Genomic DNA, 26,480 nt, shown 5'->3' with positions numbered 1-26,480 from the left:
GAGGAAAGCCGCGGTTTTCTCTTTGTGGTGGGATTTTTCCGGTAAGGGGCAACGCCATTCCTTCCGCAAAACCGGTGTGGGACAGGCGGATAGTGTCGGCCGCGCACAGCAAGGTTGCGTGGTTTCGCACACGCAGAATCCCGCTGCAGACAGGGAATGGTCAGCGGTCAGGCAGGGTGGCCGGTAGGTCTGGGCTTATGCGGCGCGGTGGCCCAAGGCATCCATTGCCGCAGTGACGATCAGCCCGCGCCATTCCTGGGTCAGCTTTGTGCCAACCGCCAGGCTGGCACAGACGCCCAGGCCAGAAAATGCGCTGGTGACCCGGATCAACCGCTCCATGTCGAGCTTGCCCATATCGATGCCCAGCGCCTCATACATCATGAACCCGATTTCGTTCATCTGTACGTCTTCCGGATTGGGATCCAGCGCTATGCGGTTGGAAAGTGCCGACACTCCCGGTTGGCGAAAGGCAAAATCGACAGCCGCTTCCACGACGGCGAGATCGCGTTCCCGGCCGACAGGCAGGGATTTGACGTTGTCACGGACTTCCTGCGCATGTTCCCGGAGCGCTTTGACAACGGCGTCATACATCGCCTGCTTGCTGGGAAAATGGTGCAATAACCCCGTCTTGGAATAGCCGACCGTGTCCGCGATTTGTTGAACCGAAGTATGCGCGAAGCCATGCTTCGCAAACAGTCCGGCAGCACAGTCGATAATCTCGGCTTCAATCTGGGATTTCGTCGGTCGGAGCATGTCTTGAACGTTTTATTCGATGATTGAGCATGTGACGGACACGTCGTCCGCATGCGCAGCATAGGAGAGTGGGCGGTGTTTGTCTTTCGATTATTCTTCGCAGACAAACGACGGTTCGCTTCGCGATAGGCTTAAGTGATGAGGAGCGTTGCGGACATTGGCATCGCGTGGCGAGCAACGTCTCCAGATAGTTTTGTGAAACGTCCGGCAGTCTCCGCCATCGCCAAAGCCGCTACTCTCTCGCTGGCCCCCATTCACGGCACGCTGGAACGGTAAAGGTTCTGAAAACCCTCGAACATGGCGAAGCGTCTGTCGTGCCAGGCGGCGGACGGTGCGGAAGGATTGTAGGCGTTGCCGAGCACCGACATCCTTCGCATTGCGGTAACGAGATCCGGCTGGTGGCCGCTTGCAACGGCAGCGAGGATGGCGGAGCCCAGCAGTACCGGCTCGGCGGTGCCCGCAGCGCGGATGCGCAGGCCGCAGGAATCTGCCAGGACCTGCCGGACGAGATCGCTTTCCCCGGCGCCACCGCTGATGACGATGGTATCGACCGTCAGGCCTGCTTCCGCCTGTGCCCTGAGAATCTGGCGAAGGCCGTAGCCGAGGCCGCAAAGCCCGGCAACATAAAGCCCGATCAGGCTCTCAAGACCGTCGTTGAGGTCAAGACCGGCAATAATCGCACGTGCATCGGGATCGGCATGTGGGGCGCGATTGCCGAGGAACTCCGGCACTACCATGATCTCACCCGCCAGCAGGGGGGCTTCGGAAAGGTTATCGACCCTTTCCAGGATGCGGTCGATCAGCCAGGCTGGCAGTGACTTTCCGGCCGTGCGGGCCTCGGCATTCGCTTCGGCTGACATCGGATGCATTTTCAGGAGGTGAGCGATCGCCGCACCGGCGGCAGACTGGCCGCCTTCATTCAACCAGAGGCCCGGCACCATTGCGGAGGCATAGGGGCCCCAGACACCCGGAACGAAACTGGGTTCGACGGAGGAGCTGAGGGTACAGGCCGAGGTGCCAAAGACATAGGCCATGCGTTGGGCCGGACCTGCGCCCTCGGCCTCTGCCCCAACGGTGCCAATCCCGCCGGCATGGGCGTCGATCAATCCAGCGCCCACGGGGATGCCTGCCCGCAATCCGAGTTCTGCGGCGGCCTTTTCGCTCAGCCCGTCGCCGACCGGAGCGCCGGCGTCCAGGATCGTCGTGCCGATGCGGCTGAAATCCTCGTCCGCCAGTTCACCGAGACCGATGGCCCTGAAATAACTGGCATCCCAGCGCTTCTCATGGGCCAGATAGGTCCATTTGCAGGTCACGGTGCAGACGGAGCGCGCGTCGTTGCCGGTTGCGCGCCAGGTCAGGAAGTCGGTGAGGTCGAAAAACGCACCGGCGCCCTTGAAAATTCCGGGTCGATTTTCCTTCAGCCATAGAAGTTTGGGCGTCTGCATTTCGGGCGAGATATGGCCGCCGACATAATCGAGCACCGGATGTTTGAGGCTGTTGATATGCGCCGCCTGTGGAATGGCGCGATGATCCATCCAAACGATAACATCGCGGTCGGGGTCTTCCGACGGGCCGACCGGAAGCGGATTGCCGGCCTGATCGAGCACGACGAGCGAGCAGGTGGCGTCGAAACCGATGCCGCCGATATGATCCGCGCTCAGGCCGGCTGCCTGCAATGCTCCTTGAACCGATCGGCACACGGCATGCCAGATTTTTGCGCTCGATTGTTCTACGATGTGGCTGCCCTCGCGATAGAGGGGAATGTCGTGCTTCGCCGTGCCGAGGAGGACGCCGGCCGTATCGAAAATACCGGCGCGCGCGCTGCCCGTACCCACATCCACACCGATAAAGCAGGGGGCGCCGGTGGCGCTGTCCGTCGTTCCTGTCACCATAATCCTGCCCGACCCTGCCTTGACGGCGGCACGCAGCCGCCGAAACCTCCATTTCGTCTATAAATCTACATTATTGGGCAGGATGACAAGATCGCGGATGACGACATTGCGCGGACGCGACAGCATGAACAGCACGGCCTCCGCGACTTCTACGGGCTGCATCAGGCTGCCATTGGCCAGAGCCTCGGCCATTTTTTCCTTCGGCCAGTCGTCCAGAAGAGCCGTTACCACCGGGCCCGGCAATATTGCCCCGACCCGCACGCCATGGGGTGAGACCTGTCGGCGCGTGGTGTGGACGAAGGCCTGCACCGCGAATTTCGAAGCGGTATAGACAGGCTCCCAGACGACAGGGACCACCCCCGCCACCGAACTGGTGAAAAGGATGTCCCCTGATTTCTGCTCCACCATGTAAGGCAGAACCGCGTGCACGGAACGGAAGGCGGCGTTGATGTTGAGGTTCAGCATCCGGTCCCAGGCGTCCGGATCGCCCTCCGTGACCGGTCCTCCGACATAAGCGCCGGCATTTGCGTGGAAAATGTCGAGCCGGCCGGTACGGTCGAGAATGCGGGGCAGAAGGCCCGAACACTGCGCGGTGTCGAGCAGGTCCGCGACCAGCGGCACCGCCCGTTCGCCGATGTCGTCGCAAAGCGCTTTCAGCCGCTCGCCGGCGCGGTCGATCAGGACGACGGTTGCCCCTGCCGCCGCCAGTGTTCTGGCGCATTCCAGCCCGATACCCGAAGCCGCGCCGGTGATTGCGGCGACCTTGCCTTTCATGATCTCAGCCATTTCTCGATATCCCCCCGGTCGTTCCCGCTCAGAAACGGATCTGCAGCTTCACATCTTCCGGCAGCCCCTTGGCGGCCCGCTCGAATGCGGCGATGCTGTCCTTGAATGCGAAGGTGTCGGTAATCAGCGGTTTCAAATCCACCTTGCCGGATGCGATCAGGTTGACAGCGCGGTCGAAATTGTTGGCGTAGCGGAACACGGTCTCGACGCGTGCTTCCTTGATGATGGCACCGGCGACATCGAAGGCCGTCTGTTCCACCGGCAAGCCGACCAGTACCACGGCAGCGCCCGGACGAAGCAGATCGAAGATGCCGCTATACGCCTTTGGGCTGCCACTGGCCTCGAACACGATATCGGCGCCCCAGCCGTCTGTTGCCGCCTTTACGGCCTCGGGCAGCGAAGCCCGCGTAATATCCACCGTCTCGATGCCATCATATTGCGCGGCGATTTTCAGCTTCGGAACGGAAAGGTCCGAGATGATAACGCGCGAGCAGCCGCCCGCCAGCGCCGCCAGCGCCGTCATGATGCCGATGGGGCCGCAGCCGATGACGACAGCCACATCGCCGGGGGTGATGCGGGCGCGGGTCGCCGCCTGCAAGCCAACGGCAAAGGGCTCGACCATGGCGCCTTCCGCAAAGGATACATTGTCCGGCAGCTTGTAGGTGAAGGCGGCGGGATGGACCACCTCCGGCGTCAGCACGCCATGGATCGGTGGCGTTGCCCAGAAACGCACGTCGGGATCGACATTGTAGATGCCGAGCTTGGCGGCCCGCGACGAGAGATTGGGTACGCCCGGTTCCATGCAGACGCGGTCGCCGACCGCAAATCCTTTCACCCGGTCGCCAACTGCCGTAACCGTACCGGCCGCCTCATGGCCGAGCACCATCGGTTCGCGCACCACGAAGGAGCCGATGGCGCCGTGGGTGTAATAATGCACGTCGCTGCCGCAGACGCCCACTGTATGGATGGCGATCTTGACGTCATCCGGGCCGACCCTGCTCGGCAGATCGATGTCCCGGAGCGACAATTCGCCTTTACGTTCGAGTACAAGAGCAATCATGGTGTATCCGCCCATTCTTCCGGAGATCAGAGCGCCTTGCCTTCGGCGTCGAAAAGATAAATGTGGCCCGCCTCGATGCCGGCGGTGAAGCTGGTGCCGACAGCAAGGTCGGGCCGGCCGGGGGCGACGATGATGATCGGCGTGTCATGCGCCTTGACATAGATCTGCGTAGCGCCGCCGAGGTTTTCGGAAAAATCCGCCTCAAGGGCGAGAATCGCCGTGCCGCCATTGATCACCAGATGTTCGGGGCGCAGGCCGACGGTTACGGTGTCACCGACTTTGGCGCGCGTGGCGCGCTGCACCGTTAGCGTGCCGCCGATGAAGGCGGTGTGGGCAAGCGTCAGCGTGCCATCCGTGACCGCCGACACGCTGGCTGCGATGAAATTCATCTTCGGCGAGCCGATGAAACCTGCGACAAAGGTGTTGGCGGGGCGGTCATAGAGTTCGGTCGGCGTACCGATCTGCTCGACCAGGCCCGCCCGCAGAACCACGATACGGTCGGCCAGCGTCATCGCTTCCACCTGATCGTGTGTGACATAGACCATGGTTGCGCCGAGATTGCGGTGCAGCTTGGCAATTTCGACGCGCATCTGGGTGCGCAGGTCAGCATCGAGGTTCGAAAGCGGCTCGTCGAACAGGAAGATTTTCGGATTGCGAACGATGGACCGGCCGATTGCCACCCGCTGCCGCTGGCCGCCGGAAAGGGCGCGCGGCTTGCGCTCCAGAAGCTGTTCGAGCTGGAGGATGCGGGCTGCTTCGGCAACGCGGGCCTTGATCTCGTTTTCCGGTAGCTTTGCCATCCGCAGGCCGAAAGCCATGTTCTCGAACACGCTCATATGCGGGTAGAGCGCATAGGACTGGAACACCATGGATACCTCGCGCTTGGCGGGTTCCTCATAGGTGACGTCCTTGCCGTCGATGGTCAGAACGCCGTCGCTGACGTCCTCCAGCCCCGCGATCATGCGCAGGAGCGTTGACTTGCCACAACCGGACGGGCCGACGAAAACGACGAATTCACCTTTCGTTGCGGAAAAGCTCACGCCCTTGATGACGGAGATTTCTCCGAACTTCTTCTGAATATTATTGAGTTGCAGGAACGTCATGGATTTCAAACTCCGGATCACTTGGCGTTACGGCACATCGCCGGCGGGAAGGCGCGGGTTTTCGCCCGCGCGCTCCAGCAGCGCTGCCGCACATTCTTCGTCAGTCACGAGCCGTCTGATGTAGCCGGCCTTGATGATGGCATGGATAACGGGCACCTTGTGCAGTCCACCCGAGGCAAGGATGGAATGCCGCACGTTCTTGAGTTCGAGGAGACTGAGCGAGAGAACCCGCTCATTCAGGGGGTGATCGACCGGATTGCCATCCGCGTCGAGAAAGACCCCCAGCAGATCGCCGACTGCACCGGCCGCGATCAGAGCGTCGACATTTTCGGCCACCGTCGGGACTTTGATCAGCAGCGAGCGCTCGGTCATGTCGCCACAGGACAGAAGCGCCACATCAACTGCCCTGGCCCGCCGCATGGTTTCACGAATACCGTGATGCGAGAGCAGGATTTCGCGGCTTTCGACGGTCGGGAAGTAGAGCGGCGCAACCAGGTAATAGCAATCCGCCGCGATGATCCGCGCATAGCCTGTCGCCACTTCGAAGGTGCTGGAGCCGGAGCCGCGTGTCACGCCGCCCATCAGCGAGGTTACCCAGCTATCGGGCAGCGAACGGGGCGTCATGCGGCGCAGGCCGGCGGCAAGCGTCTTGCCCCAGCCGACGCCGAGACCCATGCCGTTTTCGAGAAGGCTGTCGAGCAGAGTGCCGGCGGCGTCGCCAATCACCCGCTGCTGCTCTCCGGCGTCGGGCAGGGTGGGCACGACCGTGACGTGATCCAGCCCGAAGCGGGTCTTGAGCTGTTGTTCGAGGTTGACGCAATTGACCAGCGGGAGACGTATATCCACCACGACTGATCCATCGGAGCGAACCTGGCCGAGGATCTTGTTCACGCGCAGGCGCGTCACGCCCACCCGGTCGGCGATCTCCTGCTGTGTCAGGCCGCCGACGAAATAGAACCAGGCCACGCGCGCCTTGAGCTGCTCGGCTTCCATGTCCCGCACGGTGCCGGTGTTTGCGTCGAAATTATTGTTGCCATCGTCCATGTCTGGTTCCGTTCTCATGCAAAAGCGTTGCGGAGAAGCGACGCGGATTTTTCGACGGCGTCAAGGATGGAAGCGTCATCCTGTTCGAAAGGATAGAACACTTCGAGGAAGACGGGCGCACCCGCCAGCCCCGTTCTGCGGACGAGCGACGCCACCTCCGCCGGATCGACCCGGCCCTGCGTGGTGAAATCCCAGTGGCGATCGAACTGGAAATCGGTCTGCTGGATGTGCAGCGCGCTGACGACATCGCGAAGGCCGCTTAACCACGGCTCCATGTCTGCGCCGGCTTTGCCATAGAGCGGCTCCACAGTTCCGTGGCCCCAGTCGAGACAATAGTTCCAGGCTACGGCGCTTGCCGAAACGTCGTCCATCATCCGCCGCGCCTGCGCCACCGTCCACGGCCATTCGCGGCGCAGGGGGGTCGGTTCGACATAAAGACGGGTCAGGCCTTCGGTTTTTGCCCGATCCGCAAGACGTATCATGCGGGCGATGAGGTCGGCATAGTCCGCGTCGGGGATCGCATCCGCCTCCCTGCCGTCAATCCGCGAGGCCGTCGCCCCGAGCGGACCGCCGACGCTTTTTATTCCGGCCCTGGCGGCAAAGGCATAGGCACGACCGAGCCACGCTTCGGCATAGTCGCGTACATCCGGATCCGGATGAAGCAGCTGGTTGAAGGTGTAATGCGCAAGCCCGATGAAGGCGCTATGGATGGTGATGCCGGTGACGGCTGCATCCCTGCGGATCGTATCGGCATGACGGTCCAGCACGGCGGATGGCCACATGGGATCGACGAGATCCAGCGAAAACTGCACGAGATCGGCTCCCATGCGCTCGCGCACCAAGGGAGCCCAAAGTCCGGATGTAACCCAGCGCTTGACGCAGAAGGAAAGGTTGAGGCCAAAGGCGATGGGATCCGTCACTTGGTCGCCCCCATGGTCAGGCCGCGCACCATATGGCGCGATACGATGAGGGCAAAGATCGTGACCGGCAGCACGATCACCGTTCCGGTGGCCATGATTTTGCCCCAGGGCAACTCGTAACCGGACATGAAGCTGGTCGCGATTACGGGCGCTGTCTGCACGTTGCGGCGGGTCAGCACCAGCGCGTAGAGCAGCTCGTTCCACGAGAAGATGAAGGAGAAGATGGCCGAGACGGCAATCCCCGGCGCACCGAGCGGCAGGTAGATTTTGCGGAAGATGGTGAACTGATCGGCGCCGTCCAGTCGTGCCGCCTGCTCCAGGTCGGAAGGGATCGACTTGAACTGGTCGGTGCAGATCCATACGACGATCGGCAGGTTGAAGGTCAGATAGATCAGGATCAGCACGATATGGGTATCGAGCAGATTGGCCTGCATCGCCAGCAGATAGACCGGAAGCGCAAGCACAATCGGGCTCGTCATGCGGTTCGAGATGAACCAGAACCACAGGTCCGACTTGCCGCGAAATTCATAACGGGCCAGCGCGAAGGCGGCCGGCGCACCGAGAATGACCGCAAGAATGGTGGTGGCTGAGGCGATCAGCAGTGAATGCCCCACCGCGCCGAGCACCTTGGAATCGGCGAAGATGGCCTCGTAATTCTCCAGAGTGGGGGTGAAAAACCACATTGGCGGCGAGGCGAGAATATCCGATTGCGTCTTGAAGCTCGCAGCCACCATCCAGAGGAATGGGAAAAGCGAGAAGAGGACAACTGCGGTCAGGCCGATGGCATGCAGGATGGTGCCGGATGAGAGACGCATCAGTTAACCTCCTTGTAGAATACGCGAATATAGAGACGGCTGATCAGCACGGTGAGGATGAGCAGCAGGATCGCCTGCGCCGAGGCCGTGCCAAGGTCGAAGATGCGGAAGCCGACGCGCTGGATGTAGATGGACACGAGATCGGTCGCGGAACCCGGCCCGCCGCGCGTCATCACGAACACCATATCGAACAGTTTGAGGACGTCGGCCGAGCGAAGGATCATCACGGCGGTGAGGCCGGGCATGAGGTAAGGCAGCTGCACGTAGCGCAGCAGCGAGAGTTTCGACGAGGTCTCAAGTCTCGCCGCTTCCTCGATTTCGCCGGGCACCATGGAAAGGCCGGCCAGGAAAATGAGGGCGCAGAACGGTGTCCACTGCCATACATCCATGATGACGATGGCGGCGAAGGCGCCGCCGGGCGAGCCGAGCCAGTCGAAGCTTTCAAAACCGAACATGCCGAGAAACTGGTTCGCCACGCCGAAATCGCGGTTGAAGATCAACCGGCCGATAAGGCCGACGACGGCATAGGTGGTGGCAAGCGGCACGACGAGCGTAACGCGGGCCAGCGATTTCAGAAGGCCGAGACCGGTCTTGTGGAGCAGCAGGGCCACCCCCATACCAAGCGCGATTTGGATCGGCAGCACCGTCACGTAGAATTTGGCGGTGAGGAAGAGGCTTGCCCAGAAGGTGCTGTCCGTCAGAACCGAGGCGTAGTTTTCAAAGCCGATGAAGGGAAAGCCCTCACGCGGGCGAGCGATGTTGTATCGCCGGAACGAGGTGACGAGCGCAAAGAGCGTGGGGTAGATGCCGATCAGGAACAGCGCGACAACCGCGGGCGCCAGAAACCATGCCGGCGTCCAGCGTCCATATCCTCGGTTTGGTTTGGTTGGAATCATAACGTCCTCTCAGGCACCGGGTGCGGCCGCATCGGTGAAGTCACTCGAGATTGGTGTGGTTCGCCCGCATGGCGTCGGCGGAAATGCCGAGGCGTGCACGAAGCGAAAGGATCAGAAGTTCGAAGAGCACATAAAGTGCTCCCTCATAGAGCGAGCCCATGGGCAACACCGATATGTCGGAGCCCTGGTCGTTCGCCATGGTTTGCGCCGGAACAGTGAGAATGGTGTCGGCGCGGCGCGCGGCCTTGCCGTCTGCCTGCGCGGTGACGAGCAGGATGCGGGCACCCGCCTCATGCGCAACGCCCATCAGGGCGGAAACTGTCGAGAAGTCGCCCGGACCGGCCGAAACGACCAGAAGATCACCGCTGCCGAGGCTCGGCGTCGTCATGTCGCCGACGACGGATGCGGCAAGGCCGAGATGGAACAGCCGCATGGCCAGCCCCCTGATCTGAAGTCCTTCGCGACCGACGCCGTAAAGCGCGATCCTGCGGGCATCGGCAATTTCGCGGACGCTGGCGTCGAAGTCGGCGGGATTTATCCGTTCGAGGCTTTCGGCGATTTCTTCAAGGGCCTGTCGGGAATATTCTAGCATTGCGGGTCAACCGGAACTCTCGTGAAGAAGGAGGAAAGGACGGCGGGGGATGAGACCCGCCGTCCTCCGGGAGGTCGGGATTACTGCAGCAGCTTCTTCTTGCCGTCGTAATAACCATCCTTGCCAAGGATTTCCTCGGTGCGCGTACCGATTTCCTTGGCGCCGTTTTCCACGGTCACTTCACCAAGCTGCATCTTTGAGCCCCATTCGGCGACGACTTCGGAAATGGCAGGCCAGGCCGGGAAGCGCGGACGGAACTCAGGGACGCCGGCCTGCCAGGAGGCGACCATCGGGTCGACGAACTTATACTTCGCCTTGATTGCCGGGTCGTCATAGACAGCCTTGCGGCCGGAAACGCCGCCAGCTTCAACATAGTCCTTGGCGATGGCTTCCGACGTTGCCCATTGAATGAACAGCCAGCTTGCCTTCTTCTGCTCTTCGGAGGCCTGTTCGGCGACGGCGAGAGAGAAGCCGCCAAGCGCAGGCAGGCGACCGGCCGGGCCGGCGGGTTCGGGCGCAACCGCAAGGCAATCGCCGAGCTTCGATGTCGCCGGATCGACCAAGGTACCGTAGAACGCCGACCATTCGGTGATCATCGATACCTGGCCCTGCGCAAGCGCGTTGACCGCCTCCGCGTGATCCCAGCTTACGACGCCCGGCGGCATGTACTTGGCCAGATCCTGACGGAAGGTCAGGCCGGTCTGGCTTTCCTTGCTCAGAAGATTGGACTTGAACTCCTTGGTAAGCAGCGAGCCGCCGAATGGCCACAGGAAGCGCATGAAGCTGTCGGCCGATTGCGTTTCGCCGCGACGGGACTGAAGGGCATAGGCATACTGGTTCTTGGAAGCGTCCGTCAGCTTGGGGCCGTAGACGTCCTTCAGTTCCTGCCACGTGGCCGGCGGCTTGTCGAAACCCGCTTCCTTCAGCTTGCACGAATTATAGAATAGCAGGCCGGAATAGTTGTCGAACGGCAGACCGTAGGTGGTGCCGCCCCATGAACCGAAGGCGTCGAGCAGCAGCGGGAAGAAGCCATCGAGCTTGAGGTTCGGGTCGGTGATGGATTTGTCCTTGGTCAGATCGTCGATCGGCACGATCCAGCCGCTTTCGGCAAATTCGCCGATCCATACGAGGTCGACCAGCGCAAGGGTCAAATCCCCGCGTGAGGTGAAGTTCAGCACCTGCTTTTCGCGGGTGTTCTCATAGGGAACGATCTCGTAGTTCACCTTGATGCCGGTCTTCTTTTCGAATTCCGGAAGTAGCTTGATGATGGCGCGGTAGCCGGGACGATCCAGGAAAATGCCGCTGATTTCGGTGCCCTTGAGCGGCGCCGCCGCCGTTTCCAGCCAGTCCGCCGCGGACGCGACGGACGGCAGGCTCGAAGACGCGACGGCAATCGCCAGAGCGCTCACAATGGTGCTAAATTTTGCTTTCATTTCTTTCCTCCTTCGTGCCGGCTGCTTTCGGGCTGGCCTGGCTTTCTCTCCGGTAATTGTCAGTTCAACCTGATGCTGCGCGGCATTTTTTGCAGGGCGTTAATCCTGCGGAAGCACCGTTCAAAAGCAGTCCATGGTTGGGTTTCGTCTGATGCGGAGCAAAGCTCCGCCCTCCGCAAAAGACGGATAGTTTATGAATTTCAGTTGTTTATAAAAATGCATTCTTCACATTTCCACTATTCGATACATTTGTATTTTAAAATTTGCAATAGCATCGATCGTAAAAATATGGCATCAGAGCGCGGTAGGGGGAGGAATGGTAAAAGATGCTTCCGAAGCGCAATTCCACAGATGAGATCGGCGTTCGTGCGGCATTCGCGCGCAAGATCGCCCGGCGCGCCGGTGGCAAGGCAAAGCGCCTTTTCTCCCATCCGAGGCGGTTGACCGCCCAGGTCAAAAGCTCGCCGCAGGATCTGGTCAGCGAGGCGGACCGGTCGGTCGAGGCCTATCTCCGGCACCAGATTTCCAGCCATTTTCCTGATGATGCGATTATCGGCGAGGAAAACGCCCCGACCGACGGCCGCTCCGCCTTCAAATGGGTTATCGATCCGATCGATGGAACGATGGCCTTTCTGACGGGCCAGCCCAACTGGACGGTTTCAATCGCCGTCCTGGAGGGAGACGAGCTTGTCGCCGGGGTCGTTTTTGCGCCGGTTCTCAGGGAAATCTACCATGCGATGCGGGGGCAGGGCGCCTGGCTCAATGGCCGGCAACTCCTTATGCGGGACGATTGGGCGATCGCCACGATCCCCGTTGGCTTCGGCGCGACGGAACGCGCGGACGCCGATCAGGCCGGAGAGTTCGTGACCAGGCTTTATCGTGAGGGTGGCGTGATTTTCCGCGTCGGCTCCGGTGCATTGATGCTCGCCTATGTCGCGGCCAGCCGCTTGTGCGGCTATTATGATCCACGTCTTTTCAGTTGGGACTGCATGGCGGGCCTGCTTCTTATCCGGGAGGCTGGAGGGCAGGCGGAATTTACCGGAACCCTTTTGGATCCGGGACCAATTTGGGCGGGAAATGCCCATGTTTTCGCCGATCTGAAGCGTATAAGCGAAGCCGCTGAGCCGGAGGCCGAGGCGAGGAGATAATCTGCCGTCTGGTTGACGCGCCTTTCTCTACGTTTCAATCGTGTTTTCGATAGTTGCAAGAAAGGCCTTGTGAGAGTGAACAGCTTCGCAATGGGCCTTCAGCGATGAGCAGGGTGGCTTTCTAGAAAAGTCCCGCTGTACCGAGTGTCTCCACAAGGTCTTTGCGCTTGGCGCCATTGGCGCTGACACGCACGCTTTAAAGCGTCCAGTCTCGGTATTGATGAGCCCGGGGACGTGCTGTTTGGTATGCCTGGGTGCGGGTTTTCTGCCAGCTCCTTTTGGGAGGCACTTTCTGAATCCCTAGATGCCAGAGCTTCGCTGCTGCATGTAGGTGATTCCTGCCAAAGACTGTGCGGCCCCTGTGATAGCGTTGTGTGCCAGACGGCTATCCCTAAGGTCCTGAAACCCTAGATGTTTTGGCGTTTCAATGTACTAGGAAATTGATGGCGCACCCGACAGGATTCGAACCTGTGACCTTTGGAATCGGAATCCAACACTCTATCCAGCTGAGCTACGGGTGCAGCGGTCACGCTTGAATCGCGTGCAGCGGTTGGTTCATACCCCAGCTTTCTTTTTGCATCAATGTCTAAAAATCAAAGATTTGCGAAAGGGTGCCTGTTTTTCTGCAGGGTGAGGTTGGGGCCTGTTTCGGGGTCGAGGCATTGGTCGTTGCCTGAAAGTGGCGATGTGTTGTCTGACGTATTGCGTTTTTTGTGGAAAATTTTTTTCCCTTTTAAGTAGTATGTTATCGCCAAATCCGGCGGCGCTTTCGGCACGGTCGTGCGCAGGTGGCCGAATTGATGCAATGCCTTTGAAACAAGGCGGGTGAAATGCATTCAGCCCCTTAAAATCGGCGGGTAAATAGTCATACTTTTCTTATTCGCGAGATGTTGATCTGCTGGCAGAGTTCAGTTATCCGGGGATTAACTGTCAAATTATTATACAATATTAGTATCATCTACATTTATTTGGGATACAGTTTCGCAACATTGTCGGTTATGATTTCGGCAGGGTAAAGGAACGAATCAGGCGGGGGATCGGATGGCTTTGCGATTGGCACATAGCAACGGGCCGCGAGCGGAAAAGGCTGAAAGCGGTGGCACGGAGGCGGCGCATCCTGCGGCAATCGACTATGGGTTGCTGACGACTGCGATCGGTTATCATTTGCGGCACTCTCAACTTGCCGTGGCAAACGGGTTCTCCGATGTGCTGGCGGAACTGGGATTGCGGCCGGCCGATTTTTCCGTTCTCGTCATCGTTGGCGGCAATCCGGGGCTCAAGCAGAGCGATGTCGCCGAAGCGCTTGGCATCCAGCGTGCCAACTTTGTCGCGATTGTTGACAGCATGGAAGAGAAGAAGCTGCTTGTCCGCCGCAGATCGGAAGAGGACAGGCGCGTTCATTTTCTCGATATGACAGATGAAGGCGGTCGCCTTCTTGACCGCCTGTCTGACGCATGGCGGGACCGTGAGGAAAAGCTGATCGACCGGATTGGCGGCAAGAAAGCCCGTGACCAGTTGCTGGCGCTGCTCGGACGCCTGCGGGACTAAAACATCGATCACGCGACGCAGTTGGCAATCACGGAGTGTGCCTCGCACAGTGCCGTCTTTGGGCCGTTTCTGACCTGTTGCGGCTTTCGGCGCCAGGCCAATCTTCAGCTTTCACGACAGCCTGATCGGCTGCGGATTGATTTACATTGCAATTTGCCTGTGAAACGGCCAAGACGCACTAGCCTGTCTGCGCCCTGACGCGCCGCACGATGGCAATGCAATGTAACGTGATGGGAAGGCCCGGACGGGGGACGCCATGCTGAATATCGATACGAGCCATCCGCTTTATCGCCCGCTGTGGGTCAGGCTGCTGATCGTCGGCTTTTGTGCGGCATGGGCCGTCATCGAATTCGTCAATCGCGAGTTTTTCTGGGGAACGATCGTCGGCGGCGTTGCGGCCTATGCGGCCTATGAGCTGTTGGTGAAGTTCAAACCAGCGAATAGCAGCGATGTCAGCAAGGATGACGCAGGGAAGGCTGCATCGGATGATGCCGCCGAAAGCGCGCCGGCGGAGAGGAACGATGCCGGCTGAGACACTCCTTATCTCTGGCCTGCACATTTCCGGGGCCTGACGCGGGATATTTTTACCGGAAATGCGCCCGCGTCCGCAGCATTCGGATCGCCTGGTCGATCAGGAGATTTGCCGCGGTCATGCGCAAGGTCGCATTGTGCCGGAATTCCGGCTTCACCCCATCGGGATGATTGAGCCGGGCAAAAGCGCGGCGTTTTTCCGCAAGTGTTGCTGCCGTATCGGTTTCATCGATTGCCAGCTCCACTGAGACGTCGGCGAGCGACGTCTTTTCGAGATAAGCCGGCATCGGCTCGGGCTCAGGCTCGCTTTCCGGCTCCGGTGGCGGAGCGGGATCCGGCAGAAAGGCGAGATAGGCGTCGAGATTGCCGTTTCCGGGTGGCGGCGCCTCAGGATGCGTGTCGGCGACGAAACCCGAACTGAAACCGGCGATGCGATGGCCGGCGGGCGGCGGCTGCTCCGCGCTTTCGTCTTCTTTTTCCTGTTTCAGTCTTTCGACGACCGACTGGAAGACGGATTGTCCGAAGAGCATGCGGCTTTTCCCTGCATCAGCCTGAATAAATCCGGCCTTATATAGAATGAAGTTGGCGTCTGGCTTGCCGCGTCAGATTCCAGTGAGTTTACGGCTTTCATCCAGAACCAGATCATAAAGCAGGCGGGCGCTGGGCGGCAAAACGCGGCCTTTGGTGGTGATGATGCTATAGGGCTTGACCACGAGTTCGAACTCCGTCGGCAGGATGCGCGTGCGGCCGATATCGGCCTGCTGGCCCGTCACGAACTCGGCCATATCCTGGGCGATCGGCGCTATCGCATCGGTGTTGCAGATGAGGGCGAGCGTCAGGAGCATGGAGGGCGTGTTGATGATGTTGCGCGGCATGGCGACGCCATGGGTGAGAAACACGTCTTCCATCGTTCTGCGCAAGAGCGCGCCGGGCGGCTGGAACACCCAGTCATAGGCGGAAAGGTCATTGAGGGTAACGGGTTCGCTGCCAAGCAGGGGGTGGCCCTCACGCACCACCAGACAGGCGCGCTCTATGCCGATTTCATGGACGGAGAACAGGCCGGGATCGAAATCATCCGGAATGCGGCCAATGATGAAATCATGCCGTGCGACCAGCAGTTCACGGGCCAGCACGTTGCTGCTTTCCACCTGCACGTTGATCTCGATGCCGGGATAGGTGTCCATCGCCCGTTTTATGGCGGGAACAACGAGGCTGACGGCCGGTGCGGTGACGGAGCCAATATAGACCGATCCGCCGCTGCCGGATTTCATCTGGTTGAGTTCGCGGCTCGCCTCGCGCAGTTCCAGCAATATGGTACGGGCCCGGCGGGCCAGCGCCTCACCGAATTTCGTCAGCACCACGCCGCGCGAGGCTCTTTGACAGAGCGGGCTTTTGACGATCGCTTCCATTTCCGAGAGCATGCGCGACGCCGCCGGCTGCGTCATGTTCATGGCTGCCGCCGCCGCGCTGACCTGTCCGTGCTCCTCGATCATGACAAGCATGCGAAGATGGCTCATCTTCAATCCGGCACGCAGAAGCGGGTTGTCTTCAAAGACAAAAAGCGCGTCCGCTGTTTGCGTCTGCTCATACACTTTCTGGTTGTTCATGCGCGACCTCATACCCCTCTATGGTTATTGTATCGATTTAATATATCACAATTGATATATGTAAGCCGATATATTCTATTTGACAGTTATATGGATTCAGAACAATTTGCGAAATGCCGGGGAGGAGCGGCATCTGTTCCATTTCGCATCTGCGAGATTGGAGCGGGCTAAATGCGGCTTCTTCCTCTGACGGCATGAATTTCATGGTGCACCGCAGCAAGCGGCACCAGAGAAGGGTTCAAGGGAGAGAGTTAATGAAGTCCATTATTTCGCTGATGGCGGCTTGTGCCATCGGTGCTGCTTCCTTCGCAGCGCCGGCTTTTGCGCAGGACAAGGGTTCCGTCGGCATCGCCATGCCGACCAAGTCTTCCGCTCGCTGGATTGATGACGGCAACAACATCGTCAAGCAGCTGCAGGAAGCCGGTTACACCACCGACCTGCAATATGCCGACGACGATATTCCGAACCAGCTTTCCCAGATCGAAAACATGGTCACCAAGGGCGTCAAGGTCCTCGTGATCGCGTCGATCGACGGCACGACGCTGTCGGACGTTCTGAAGCAGGCTGGCCAGCAGGGCATCAAGGTCATCGCTTATGACCGCCTGATCCGCAACAGCGGCGACGTCAGCTACTACGCCACCTTCGACAACTTCCAGGTTGGCGTTCTGCAGGCGACTTCGATCGTCGACAAGCTTGGCCTGAAGGACGGCAAGGGCCCGTTCAACATCGAACTCTTCGGTGGTTCTCCGGACGACAACAACGCCTTCTTCTTCTATGACGGCGCGATGTCGGTTCTCCAGCCTTACATCGACAGCGGCAAGCTGGTCGTAAAGTCCGGCCAGACCGGCATGGACAAGGTCGGTACGCTGCGTTGGGATCCGGCAACGGCCCAGGCCCGTATGGATAACCTGCTGTCGGCCTATTACACCGACGCCAAGGTTGACGCCGTCCTGTCGCCTTACGACGGTCTGTCCATCGGCATCATCTCCTCGCTGAAGGGCGTTGGTTATGGCACGAAGGACCAGCCGCTGCCGGTCGTTTCCGGCCAGGACGCTGAAGTTCCTTCCGTCAAGTCGATCATTGCCGGCGAACAGTATTCCACCATCTTCAAGGACACCCGCGAACTCGCGAAGGTGACTGTTGGCATGGTCAACGCCGTTCTGCAGGGCAAGGAGCCTGAGGTAAACGACACCAAGACCTATGAAAATGGCGTCAAGGTCGTTCCGTCCTACCTGCTGAAGCCGGTTGCCGTGACCAAGGAGAACTACAAGCAGGTTCTCGTTGACGGCGGTTATTACAAAGAAGACCAGCTGAAATAAGCCTGAAGACACATGCGGGGATGACTTGGCGTCATCCCCGTTTTTCCATAAAAATAAAAACGCCGAAATTAATCGGGCGCTGGATTGCGATATGGCCAATACCATTCTCGAAATGCGGAACATCACCAAGACGTTTCCGGGCGTGAAAGCGCTTGAGAACGTCAACCTCAAGGTTAAAGAGGGTGAGATCCACGCACTCGTCGGTGAGAACGGCGCGGGAAAGTCGACCTTGATGAAGGTCCTTTCCGGTGTTTACCCCGCCGGCACCTATGAGGGCGAAATCCACTATGAAGGCGCAGTGCGGAATTTTCGCGCCATCAATGATAGCGAAGATATTGGTATCATCATCATTCACCAGGAACTGGCATTGGTGCCGCTCCTGTCGATTGCGGAAAACATCTTCCTCGGCAACGAGGTCGCTTCGAACGGCGTCATCAGCTGGCAGCAGACGTTCAACCGGACCCGCGAACTTTTAAAGAAGGTGGGCCTGAAGGAATCGCCGGAGACGCTGATTACCGATATCGGTGTGGGCAAGCAGCAGCTGGTGGAAATCGCCAAGGCGCTGTCGAAGAGCGTGAAGCTGCTCATCCTCGACGAGCCGACGGCTTCGCTGAACGAAAGCGATTCCGAGGCGTTGCTCAACCTTTTGATCGAATTCCGCAAGCAGGGCATGACCTCGATCATCATCACCCACAAGCTCAATGAAGTGCGCAAGGTGGCCGACCAGATCACCGTTTTGCGTGATGGCATGACGGTGAAGACGCTCGACTGTCATCAGGAAGAAATCAGCGAGGATGTCATCATCCGCAACATGGTGGGGCGCGATCTCGAGGATCGTTATCCGCCGCGCGACGTGCCGATCGGCGAGACCATTCTCGAAGTAAAGAACTGGAACGCCTATCACCAGCAGCACCGCGACCGGAAGGTTCTGCACGATATCAACGTTACCGTCCGCAAGGGCGAAGTCGTCGGCATTGCCGGACTGATGGGCGCAGGGCGCACCGAATTTGCGATGAGCGTGTTCGGCAAGTCCTATGGCCACAAGATCAGCGGCGAAGTGCTGATCGACGGCAAGCCGGTCGATGTCAGCACCGTGCGCAAGGCCATCGATGCCGGTCTCGCCTATGTGACGGAAGACCGCAAGCATCTCGGTCTCGTGCTCAACGACAACATCCTGCACAACACCACGCTTGCCAATCTGGCTGGCGTGTCGAATGCCAGCGTCATCGACGACATCAAGGAAATGAAGGTGGCGAGCGATTTTCGCACACGCCTTCGCATCCGCTCCTCGGGCATCTTCCAGGAAACGGTCAACCTCTCGGGCGGCAACCAGCAGAAGGTGGTGCTCTCCAAATGGCTGTTCTCCAATCCCGACGTGCTGATCCTCGACGAGCCGACACGCGGTATCGACGTCGGTGCGAAATATGAAATCTACACCATCATCAACCAGCTCGCTGCCGACGGCAAAGGCGTTCTGATGATATCATCGGAAATGCCCGAACTGCTCGGCAATTGCGACCGCATCTACGTCATGAACGAAGGCCGTATCGTCGCTGAATTGCCGAAGGCAGAGGCGAGCCAGGAAAGCATCATGCGCGCTATCATGCGCTCAGGGGAGAAGAACTCATGAGTTCGGCAAACACAACAAGCGAAGAAAGTAACGTCATCTCGGTCGCGTCCTATATTCGCTCCAATATCCGCGAATATGGCATGTTGATCGCGCTCGTCGCCATCATGGTTTTCTTCCAGTTCTATACTGGCGGCATCCTGTTCCGTCCGGTCAACCTCACCAACCTCATCCTGCAGAACTCGTTCATCGTCATCATGGCGCTTGGCATGCTGCTCGTCATTGTGGCAGGCCACATCGACCTGTCGGTCGGTTCCATCGTCGCCTTCGTTGGCGCGATAGCGGCGATATTGACCGTGCAATGGGGCATGAACCCGTTTCTGGCGGCGCTGATTTGTCTCGTCATTGGCGGCATCATCGGTGCGGCCCAGGGTTACTGGATCGCTTACCACCGCATTCCCTCGTTCATCGTGACGCTGGCGGGCATGCTGGTGTTCCGCGGCCTGACACTCTTCGTGCTCGGCGGCAAGAACATCGGTCCGTTCCCGACCGATTTCCAGATCATCAGCACCGGCTTCCTGCCCGATATCGGCGGTATCGAAGGTCTCAACACCACGTCGATGATCCTGACGGTGCTGATCACGGTCGTGCTGTTCTATCTCGCATGGCGTCGTCGCGTCGTGAACGTGAAGCACGGCATCGATGTCGAGCCCTTCGGCTTCTTCATCGGCCAGAATATTCTGATCGCCGCTGCCATTCTGTTCCTCGGTTACCAGCTGTCGACCTATCGCGGCCTGCCCAACGTTCTGATCGTGATGCTGGTGCTGATCGCGCTCTACAGCTTCGTGACGCGCCGCACGACCATTGGCCGCCGCGTTTACGCCATGGGCGGCAATGAGAAGGCGACCAAGCTTTCCGGTATCAACACCGAACGCCTGAGCTTCCTCACCTTCGTCAACATGGGCGTGCTGGCCGGTCTTGCCGGCATGATCATCGCGACCCGCCTCAACTCGGCGACGCCGAAGGCGGGTGTGGGCTTCGAGCTTGATGTGATCGCGGCCTGCTTCATCGGCGGCGCTTCGGCATCCGGCGGCGTGGGCAAGATCACCGGTGCGGTCATCGGCGCCTTCATCATGGGCGTCATGAACAACGGCATGTCGATCGTCGGCCTCGGCATCGACTTCCAGCAGATGGTCAAGGGCCTCGTGCTGCTCGCCGCCGTGTTCTTCGACGTCTACAACAAGAACAAGGGCTGATCGCTCAACCACATGGCAAGTCAAAAAAGTGGCCGGTTTCCGGCCACTTTCATAAGGTGCAGGCGCAATCGCCGAAGAAGATAAGGCGCGTGGCGCCAGAGGAAGGAAATCCCGTGCTCATTTCACAGATCAAGGATTCTAGCGGCGCGATCGTCGTGGCCGTTCGCGAAGAGGGCGGCGAAGCGCGCGCCGTCAAGGGTGCCCAGTCGGTTTACGCCCTCGCCATGGAAGCCGCCAATGGCGGCAAGAGCCTTGCCGATGTCATTTCCGCCCATGGTCTCGGCGATGCCGTCGATCTCGAAAAGGCCTATGCCGAAGGCCGTTTCCTGCCGCCGATCACCCATCCCGATCCCGCGCATCTGCATCTGACCGGCACGGGCCTTACCCATCTCGGTTCCGCCGCGACCCGCGACAGCATGCATAAGAAGACCACGGAAGCGGCGGAAGAAAGCCTGACGGACTCCATGAAGATGTTCCGCATGGGTCTCGAAAACGGCAAGCCGAAGGCTGGCGAAAAGGGCGTTCAGCCCGAATGGTTCTACAAGGGCAACGGCCATGTGGCTGCAGCGCCCGGTGCGGCTCTCACCTCTCCGTCCTTCGCGCTCGATGGCGGCGAGGAGCCGGAAATGGCCGGCATCTACGTGATCTCCGACAAGGGCGAAGCGGTTCGTATCGGCTTTGCTGTCTCCAACGAATTTTCCGATCACGTCACCGAGCGGATCAACTATCTCTACCTCGCCCATTCCAAGCTGCGCCCGGCAAGCTTCGGCCCGGAAATCCGCGTCGGCGCCCCGCCGTCCGATATTCGCGGCACCTCGCGCATCCGTCGCGGCGACAAGGTCATCTTCGAAAAGCCCTTCGTTTCGGGTGAGGACAATATGTCCCACACCTTCGCGAATCTCGAATATCACCACTTCAAATACGGCCTGTTCCGCGCGCCGGGCGACGTGCATGTGCACATGTTCGGCACGGCCACACTCTCCTTTGCCGATGGTATCAAGCCGGAAGCGGGCGATGTGTTCGAGATCGAGGCCGCCGGTTTTGGCCTGCCGCTGAAGAACCCGCTGGCGTTGCAGGCGGAAGAAGAGATCGCCGTTCGGCAGATCTGATCTGCGGGTCGGGTGAAGTTGGTCGAGGAGGCGCCTTGCTCTCTCCCTCGGCGTCATCCTCGGGCTTGACCCGAGGATCCACAACCCGGCGTGACCATGGATCCTCGGGTCAAGCCCGAGGATGACGGGGGAGGGGTCTTCTGGTTCCCCCACCCGTTGCTGCCTGACGGCAGGGAGGGATCAGACCCCCCAAAGCTTTCCTTCACCGACCTCAACCGAATTACCCGCCGGGTCTCGGATATAGACGGAATAGCTGTCATTCGGCCAATGGTGATAGTGTTCGATGGCGATGCCTAGCTCTTCGAAGCGCGCCTTCCAGCCGTCCACTTCCGCCTTGTCTTTCGCATAAAAGCAGAAATGGCCTTGCCCGGTTGCGCCATGGCGCGGGATCGGATTGTCCGGCGTGGCCTTGCGTGATTGTTGCGGATCGAAGATCAGCAGCATCTGCCGGCCGCATTTGAAGAATACGAACTGCCCGACTAGCCTGCGCACCACCTCCAGCCCGAAGACATCACGGTAAAAGGCCTCGGCGGCGTCGAGATCATCCGCGTAGATCGCGGTTTCCATAATGGCGGCTGGCGGGCGCATGGTTTCCTCCGGTCGTCCATGGGCTGTCCGGCGCGGGACAGACGGCTTCAAGTTTTCGTGCTGTAGGTCAGCACGGTCAGATCGTGTTTGCCGACACCGCGTTCCAGGACGGTCCAGCCGCAATTGATATAGTAGGTTTCGAGATCGCGTTCACAACACAGATAGCTGATGTGGTGACCGAGTTCGGCCGCCCTTTTCGTCGCGGCTTGCATCAGCGCCCGGGCGACGCCCGAGCGCCGGCGGTCTTCCTCCACCCAGAGGGCGGCGACCCATGGCAGATATTGCGGACGTTCTTCCAGATCGCAATGGATGAGGAAGGCGGAACCGACGTAGCCGTTGTCATCATGGGCGACGAAGCCGGTTGGCAGGGCATGAGGATTGGTCATGTCCTTCAGATGTTCCGCAACATCGCCGACATGCAGGCCGCTATCCTGCCACCATGCCGTCCAGACCCGTTCAGCGATGATGGGCGCATGGGACTGGCAGTCCCGATAGTCGGAAATCCTGTACAAAATTGTCTCCCGGCCGTCTTCTCGCCCATGGGCTGAAGCCGGACCATGCCATGTAAATCAATGCCGTGATTTAACCGGTCGAGACGCGCTTTCGCAACCTGCGAGTTCCTGAAAAAAGATCAGGACTTCGTTGCCGTGACATGCAGCCAGTCGGTCGGGACCTTGTCATATCCGCTGCCCTGCCGGGCCTCTATCTCCAGGCTTGTCCAGCCAAGCTGCCCGTACAGGTTTTCCAGCCAGGCTTTCGAAGGATAGTTGTAATAACGGCCGAATGTGTCGCGGCCTTCTGCTTCTCCCGCCTTGAAGCTGGCGTAAAAAACGCCGCCCGGCCTCAGCGCCGCATGGATGCGGCCGATGATGCCGGGGAGGGCGGGGCGGGGCACATGCAGCAGGCAGGCATTGGCCCAGATACCGTCATAACGGTCCCTGTCGCCAATATCCTCGAACAGCAATGTTTTGACGGGAATGCCAAGCCGGGCTTCCGCAGCCCTGGCGATATCGGGTGTTCCATCCGTCGGGTGGACGTCGAAACCCGAAGCCAGCATGAATTCGCTGTCCTGTCCGCCGCCGCATCCCAGTTCGAGGATACTTGCGCCAACCGGCAGGCGCGACAGAAACTGATCCAGATGAGGCCGGTCCGGCGCCTGTCCCCTTGATGTATAGGCGCCGGCATTATCGGTGTAAAAGCCGATGGTATCGTCGTCTCTGGCGGTCATTGTCTCAACTCTGCGACTGGCTCTGGCTTTGTGTTTCCTGCACCGTCACCGAAACGCTCAGCGTTTCGCCGGCCGGGCCGATGCGCATGCCTGATATCGGCGCGCAATCGCGGTAGCAGAGGCCGGATGCGATGCGGACATAATGATCATCCGGGCAGATGTTGTTGGCGGCGTCGAAGCCGACCCAGCCAAGTCCCTGAAGATGCACCTCGGCCCAGGCATGGGTCGCCGTCTGTTCCGCCACGTCATCCATCATCAGATAACCGGAGACGTAACGGGCAGGCAGGCCGATCAGCCGGGCGGCGGCAATCAGTATATGGGCATGGTCCTGGCAGACGCCCTTGCCGGCTTCCAGTGCTGCTTCCGCCGTCGTTTCAATGTCGGTCGAACCCGGCACATACTCGACCTTGCGGTGGATATTTTCCATCAGGTCATGCAGGCGGGCAAGCTCGCTGTCGCCGGTGCTTGCCTTCACCAGTTCGCGTACCAGTTTTCCCGGCTTGGTGCGCGGTGTCTCCCGCTGGAAAAGCCAGAGTGGCGCATTGCCTATATGGTGACCGAAGACCCCGGCCTTGTCCTCGGTGCTCACGGTGCCGCTCGCCACCAGCTTGACACGCTGCTGCGGGCCTTCCGTTTCCACAAGGGCGACGCGGTTGCCGAAATGGTCGTCATAGGTCACTTCGACGGTGGCGCCATCGATTGAGACATCCCAGTTTTCCACCGTCTGGCTGGGGCCGGTCTGCGGCGTCAGGCGCAGCCGCTGCAACGCATAGGGCATCGGCTCGTCATAGACATATTCCGTCGTATGGGTGATTTTCAGGCGCATAAGCTGTCCCCGTCCACGCGCTTATTGATAGAAGCGGTAGCCTTCCGTGATTTCCTGTCCCAATTGGCCGTTGCGGTTGACAAATCTCTCCAGAAATTCGTGCAGGCCCTCATCCATCACTCGACCGATGGTGGTCGCGCGCAGGCTGTCGCGAATGCTCTCGGCCGTGTCATGCGCCTTGTGCCGCTCGCCGTAATCCTCGGCGATGTAATTGAGGTTGCTGGCGATCTTTTCGTAGCAATAGGCGAGCGAGCGCGGCATGCGGCCGTTGAGAATAAGGAAATCGGCAATATTGGCCGGTTTGTATTCCGCATCATAGACCCAGCCATAGGAGCGGTGGGCCGAGACCGACCGCAGGATGGATTCCCACTGCGCATTGTCGAGCGAGGAGCCGACATGGGCCACCGCCGGCAGCAGCACGTAATATTTCACGTCCAGAATGCGGGCGGTATTGTCGGCACGCTCGATGAAGGTGCCGATGCGGGAGAAATTATAGAGATCGTTGCGCAGCATCGAACCATGGAAGGCGCCGCGCACCAGACCGGCGCGATGCTTGATGACATCGATGGTCTGCGGCAGTTCGGCATGGTTGAGCTTGCGGCCGAGAATGTTCTTCAGCTCGATCCAGAATTCATTGGTGGCTTCCCACGTTTCGCGCGTCAGCGCCGTGCGGACCATACGGGCATTGTTGCGGCCCGCCTCGATGCACGACATGACGCTGGAAGGGTTCGCCTTGTCCCGCAGGAGGTAATCGATTGCATTGGCCGCCGTTACCTTCTCGCGCGTTTCGAGAAAGGCTTCATGGACGCCTGCACTTTGCAACACGCCGTCCCAGTCCTCATCGCCGCTGCCTGAGCGCGTCAGCGAAACGCGCAGGCCCGCATCGATCAGCCGGGCGATGTTTTCAGCGCGCTCGATATACCGGAACATCCAGTAGAGCCCGTTTGCCGTTCTGCCCAGCATGGCTTAGTCCTCCAGTACCCAGGTATCCTTGGTGCCGCCGCCCTGGCTGGAATTGACCACCAGCGAGCCCTGCTTGAGGGCAACACGGGTCAATCCGCCCGGAATGATCTTCACCTTGTCCGACACCAGCACATAGGGACGCAGATCGACATGGCGCGGCGCGATGCCGTTCTTCACCATGATCGGTACGGTGGAAAGCGAAAGCGTCGGCTGCGCAATGTAGTTGGAGGGGCGGGCTTTCAGCTTGTCTGCAAACAGCGCCCGTTCCTTTTTCGTCGCGGTGGGGCCGACCAGCATGCCGTAACCGCCTGAACCGTGAACTTCCTTGACAACGAGATCGGCAAGGTTGTCGAGAACGTATTTCAGGCTGTCCGGCTCCGAACAGCGCCAGGTCGGCACGTTTTCTAGAAGCGGCTTGCGGCCGGTATAGAATTCGACGATTTCGGGCATATAGGAATAGATCGCCTTGTCATCGGAAATGCCGGTGCCGGGGGCGTTGGCGATGGTGATGTTGCCGGCGCGGTAGACATCCATGATGCCGGGCACGCCAAGCGCCGAATCCGGCCGGAAGGTCAGCGGATCGAGGAAGTCGTCGTCGACGCGGCGGTAAAGCACGTCGATGGCCTCATAGCCGCGGGTGGTGCGCATCTTGACCTTGCCGTCCATGACGCGCAGGTCGGAGCCTTCCACCAGCTCCACGCCCATCATGTCGGCGAGGAAGGAATGTTCGTAATAGGCGGAATTGTAGATGCCGGGCGTCAGCACGGCGACGCGCGGCTTGCCGGAACAGCCGGGCGGTGCGAGCGAGGCGAGCGACTGGCGCAGTAGATAGGGATAGTCCTCCACCCGCCGCACGCGGTTTTCGTGGAAGAGTTCCGGGAACATCTGCATCATCGTTTCGCGGTTTTCCAGCATGTAGCTGACACCGGACGGTGTGCGGGCATTGTCTTCCAGAACATAGAACTGGTCTTCGCCGGTGCGGACGATATCCGTGCCGACAATATGGGTATAAACGCCGCCGGGCGGAGTAAAACCGATCATTTCCGGCAGGAAGGCTTCGTTTTTCTCGATGATTTCGCGGGGAATGCGCCCGGCGCGGATTATTTCCTGCTTGTGGTAGATATCGTCGAGGAAAGCGTTGAGAGCGAGAACGCGCTGTTCGATGCCCTGGGCCAGTTTGCGCCACTCACGGCCGGAAATGATGCGTGGGATGATATCGAAGGGGATCAGTTTTTCTGAACTGTCGGCATGGCCATAGACTGCGAAAGTAATGCCGGTTTTTCGAAAGATGTTTTCCGCGTCTTTTGATTTCTGGATCAGGTGTGCCCTGTCCTGCCGGCTGTACCACTCGTTATAGTTTTCATATGGGCTTCGCGGCGTTTCGTCCGCATTTATCATTTCGTCAAATGCCAACTTCGATGTCCCCTTTTTTACCATATGAATACAACGCCAAATGCAATGCAAGAACTATGCGGAGGCCGTCGTGAAGATTTTTC

Annotated in this window: 27 protein-coding genes and 1 tRNA gene; 7 read left to right on the top strand and 21 right to left on the bottom strand. The window is 59.6% G+C overall.

Features of this window, described 5'->3' with window-relative positions:
• Positions 1-195: 195 nt before the first annotated feature.
• The 11 genes from AGR13A_RS11635 to AGR13A_RS11585 all read right to left on the bottom strand — a co-directional run bounded on the left by AGR13A_RS11635 (position 196) and on the right by AGR13A_RS11585 (position 11,294).
• Entirely contained in the window at positions 196-753 is a 558-nt protein-coding gene (locus AGR13A_RS11635; RefSeq protein WP_080835698.1) for a TetR/AcrR family transcriptional regulator, read from the bottom strand.
• A gap of 254 nt (positions 754-1,007) precedes the next feature.
• Positions 1,008-2,645: an FGGY-family carbohydrate kinase gene (locus tag AGR13A_RS11630; protein WP_080835695.1), complete on the bottom strand. Its 1,638-nt coding sequence runs from the start codon at positions 2,643-2,645 to the stop codon at positions 1,008-1,010.
• Positions 2,646-2,702: 57 nt separating this feature from the next.
• On the bottom strand, positions 2,703-3,431 hold the full coding sequence (locus AGR13A_RS11625) for an SDR family oxidoreductase (RefSeq protein WP_080835691.1): 729 nt from the start codon (positions 3,429-3,431) through the stop codon (positions 2,703-2,705).
• A 28-nt stretch (positions 3,432-3,459) separates the two neighbouring features.
• Positions 3,460-4,491 carry an NAD(P)-dependent alcohol dehydrogenase gene (locus tag AGR13A_RS11620; RefSeq protein WP_080836786.1) on the bottom strand — a complete coding sequence of 344 codons (1,032 nt, stop codon included), beginning with the start codon at positions 4,489-4,491 and terminating at the stop codon, positions 3,460-3,462.
• Between the two features lie 26 nt (positions 4,492-4,517).
• Entirely contained in the window at positions 4,518-5,594 is a 1,077-nt protein-coding gene (locus AGR13A_RS11615) for an ABC transporter ATP-binding protein (RefSeq protein ID WP_080835683.1), read from the bottom strand.
• Positions 5,595-5,621: 27 nt separating this feature from the next.
• The gene (locus AGR13A_RS11610) at positions 5,622-6,638 is read right to left on the bottom strand and encodes a sugar-binding transcriptional regulator (RefSeq protein ID WP_080835677.1); all 1,017 of its coding nucleotides are present in this window, start codon (positions 6,636-6,638) and stop codon (positions 5,622-5,624) included.
• A gap of 14 nt (positions 6,639-6,652) precedes the next feature.
• Entirely contained in the window at positions 6,653-7,558 is a 906-nt protein-coding gene (locus tag AGR13A_RS11605; protein WP_080835674.1) for a sugar phosphate isomerase/epimerase family protein, read from the bottom strand.
• Positions 7,555-8,373 (bottom strand): carbohydrate ABC transporter permease, encoded by an 819-nt coding sequence (locus tag AGR13A_RS11600; protein ID WP_035220041.1) that lies wholly within the window; start codon positions 8,371-8,373, stop codon positions 7,555-7,557. Before AGR13A_RS11600 ends, AGR13A_RS11605 begins: the two co-directional genes overlap by 4 nt.
• Positions 8,373-9,269: a carbohydrate ABC transporter permease gene (locus AGR13A_RS11595; RefSeq protein ID WP_080835670.1), complete on the bottom strand. Its 897-nt coding sequence runs from the start codon at positions 9,267-9,269 to the stop codon at positions 8,373-8,375. The genes AGR13A_RS11600 and AGR13A_RS11595 overlap by 1 nt, the downstream gene beginning before the upstream one ends.
• Positions 9,270-9,309: 40 nt before the next feature.
• Positions 9,310-9,861: an SIS domain-containing protein gene (locus tag AGR13A_RS11590; protein WP_080835668.1), complete on the bottom strand. Its 552-nt coding sequence runs from the start codon at positions 9,859-9,861 to the stop codon at positions 9,310-9,312.
• 80 nt (positions 9,862-9,941) lie between these two features.
• Positions 9,942-11,294: an ABC transporter substrate-binding protein gene (locus tag AGR13A_RS11585; protein ID WP_035220046.1), complete on the bottom strand. Its 1,353-nt coding sequence runs from the start codon at positions 11,292-11,294 to the stop codon at positions 9,942-9,944.
• Between the two features lie 326 nt (positions 11,295-11,620).
• Here AGR13A_RS11585 and AGR13A_RS11580 point away from each other — a divergent pair, with 326 nt between their 5' ends.
• Positions 11,621-12,442 carry an inositol monophosphatase family protein gene (locus AGR13A_RS11580; RefSeq protein WP_080835664.1) on the top strand — a complete coding sequence of 274 codons (822 nt, stop codon included), beginning with the start codon at positions 11,621-11,623 and terminating at the stop codon, positions 12,440-12,442.
• 444 nt (positions 12,443-12,886) lie between these two features.
• Here AGR13A_RS11580 and AGR13A_RS11575 read toward each other — a convergent pair.
• Both AGR13A_RS11575 and AGR13A_RS24635 read right to left on the bottom strand, forming a co-directional pair.
• Positions 12,887-12,963, bottom strand: a tRNA-Arg gene (locus AGR13A_RS11575).
• Positions 12,964-13,035: 72 nt separating this feature from the next.
• Positions 13,036-13,278 (bottom strand): hypothetical protein, encoded by a 243-nt coding sequence (locus tag AGR13A_RS24635; protein WP_139786049.1) that lies wholly within the window; start codon positions 13,276-13,278, stop codon positions 13,036-13,038.
• A 205-nt stretch (positions 13,279-13,483) separates the two neighbouring features.
• On the opposite strand from AGR13A_RS24635, the gene AGR13A_RS11570 reads away from it, so the two are divergent.
• The gene (locus AGR13A_RS11570) at positions 13,484-13,990 is read left to right on the top strand and encodes a MarR family winged helix-turn-helix transcriptional regulator (RefSeq protein ID WP_035220049.1); all 507 of its coding nucleotides are present in this window, start codon (positions 13,484-13,486) and stop codon (positions 13,988-13,990) included.
• 256 nt (positions 13,991-14,246) lie between these two features.
• Complete coding sequence (locus AGR13A_RS11565; RefSeq protein ID WP_080835661.1) at positions 14,247-14,522, top strand: hypothetical protein; 276 nt, start codon at positions 14,247-14,249, stop codon at positions 14,520-14,522.
• Positions 14,523-14,574: 52 nt separating this feature from the next.
• Here AGR13A_RS11565 and AGR13A_RS11560 read toward each other — a convergent pair whose 3' ends face one another.
• On the bottom strand, positions 14,575-15,051 hold the full coding sequence (locus AGR13A_RS11560) for a hypothetical protein (RefSeq protein WP_080835658.1): 477 nt from the start codon (positions 15,049-15,051) through the stop codon (positions 14,575-14,577).
• A gap of 72 nt (positions 15,052-15,123) precedes the next feature.
• Positions 15,124-16,128: a LysR family transcriptional regulator gene (locus AGR13A_RS11555; protein WP_139786048.1), complete on the bottom strand. Its 1,005-nt coding sequence runs from the start codon at positions 16,126-16,128 to the stop codon at positions 15,124-15,126.
• 254 nt (positions 16,129-16,382) lie between these two features.
• On the opposite strand from AGR13A_RS11555, the gene chvE reads away from it, so the two are divergent.
• The 4 genes from chvE (at position 16,383) to araD1 (ending at position 21,379) form a co-directional block, all read left to right on the top strand.
• Positions 16,383-17,447, top strand: coding sequence for a sugar ABC transporter substrate-binding protein ChvE (gene chvE / locus AGR13A_RS11545; RefSeq protein ID WP_035220054.1), 1,065 nt, complete (start codon positions 16,383-16,385; stop codon positions 17,445-17,447).
• Between the two features lie 91 nt (positions 17,448-17,538).
• Positions 17,539-19,077 (top strand): sugar ABC transporter ATP-binding protein GguA, encoded by a 1,539-nt coding sequence (gene gguA / locus AGR13A_RS11540; RefSeq protein WP_035220055.1) that lies wholly within the window; start codon positions 17,539-17,541, stop codon positions 19,075-19,077.
• Positions 19,074-20,270, top strand: a complete 1,197-nt coding sequence (gene gguB / locus AGR13A_RS11535; protein WP_035220056.1) for a sugar ABC transporter permease GguB — start codon at positions 19,074-19,076, stop codon at positions 20,268-20,270. The genes gguA and gguB overlap by 4 nt, the downstream gene beginning before the upstream one ends.
• A gap of 113 nt (positions 20,271-20,383) precedes the next feature.
• Positions 20,384-21,379 (top strand): 2-keto-3-deoxy-L-arabinonate dehydratase AraD1, encoded by a 996-nt coding sequence (araD1, locus tag AGR13A_RS11530; RefSeq protein WP_035220680.1) that lies wholly within the window; start codon positions 20,384-20,386, stop codon positions 21,377-21,379.
• Positions 21,380-21,559: 180 nt separating this feature from the next.
• Here the strand turns inward: araD1 and AGR13A_RS11525 are convergent, their stop codons facing one another.
• The 6 genes from AGR13A_RS11525 to AGR13A_RS11500 form a co-directional block, all read right to left on the bottom strand.
• Positions 21,560-21,967: a VOC family protein gene (locus AGR13A_RS11525; RefSeq protein WP_080835653.1), complete on the bottom strand. Its 408-nt coding sequence runs from the start codon at positions 21,965-21,967 to the stop codon at positions 21,560-21,562.
• Positions 21,968-22,014: 47 nt separating this feature from the next.
• Positions 22,015-22,479, bottom strand: a complete 465-nt coding sequence (locus AGR13A_RS11520; protein ID WP_080835650.1) for a GNAT family N-acetyltransferase — start codon at positions 22,477-22,479, stop codon at positions 22,015-22,017.
• A gap of 119 nt (positions 22,480-22,598) precedes the next feature.
• Complete coding sequence (locus AGR13A_RS11515) at positions 22,599-23,195, bottom strand: class I SAM-dependent methyltransferase (RefSeq protein ID WP_080835647.1); 597 nt, start codon at positions 23,193-23,195, stop codon at positions 22,599-22,601.
• 4 nt (positions 23,196-23,199) lie between these two features.
• Positions 23,200-24,021 carry a transglutaminase family protein gene (locus AGR13A_RS11510; RefSeq protein ID WP_080835644.1) on the bottom strand — a complete coding sequence of 274 codons (822 nt, stop codon included), beginning with the start codon at positions 24,019-24,021 and terminating at the stop codon, positions 23,200-23,202.
• A 21-nt stretch (positions 24,022-24,042) separates the two neighbouring features.
• Positions 24,043-24,984 carry an alpha-E domain-containing protein gene (locus AGR13A_RS11505; protein WP_080835641.1) on the bottom strand — a complete coding sequence of 314 codons (942 nt, stop codon included), beginning with the start codon at positions 24,982-24,984 and terminating at the stop codon, positions 24,043-24,045.
• A 3-nt stretch (positions 24,985-24,987) separates the two neighbouring features.
• Entirely contained in the window at positions 24,988-26,397 is a 1,410-nt protein-coding gene (locus tag AGR13A_RS11500) for a circularly permuted type 2 ATP-grasp protein (protein ID WP_035220068.1), read from the bottom strand.
• Positions 26,398-26,480: the final 83 nt, after the last annotated feature.

It is taken from the genome of Agrobacterium genomosp. 13 str. CFBP 6927 (genome assembly GCA_900012615.1).
Classification (GTDB): Bacteria; Pseudomonadota; Alphaproteobacteria; order Rhizobiales; family Rhizobiaceae; genus Agrobacterium.
The sequence above is the reverse complement of the archived record's forward strand: the minus strand, read 5'-3'. Positions and strand labels throughout refer to the sequence as shown.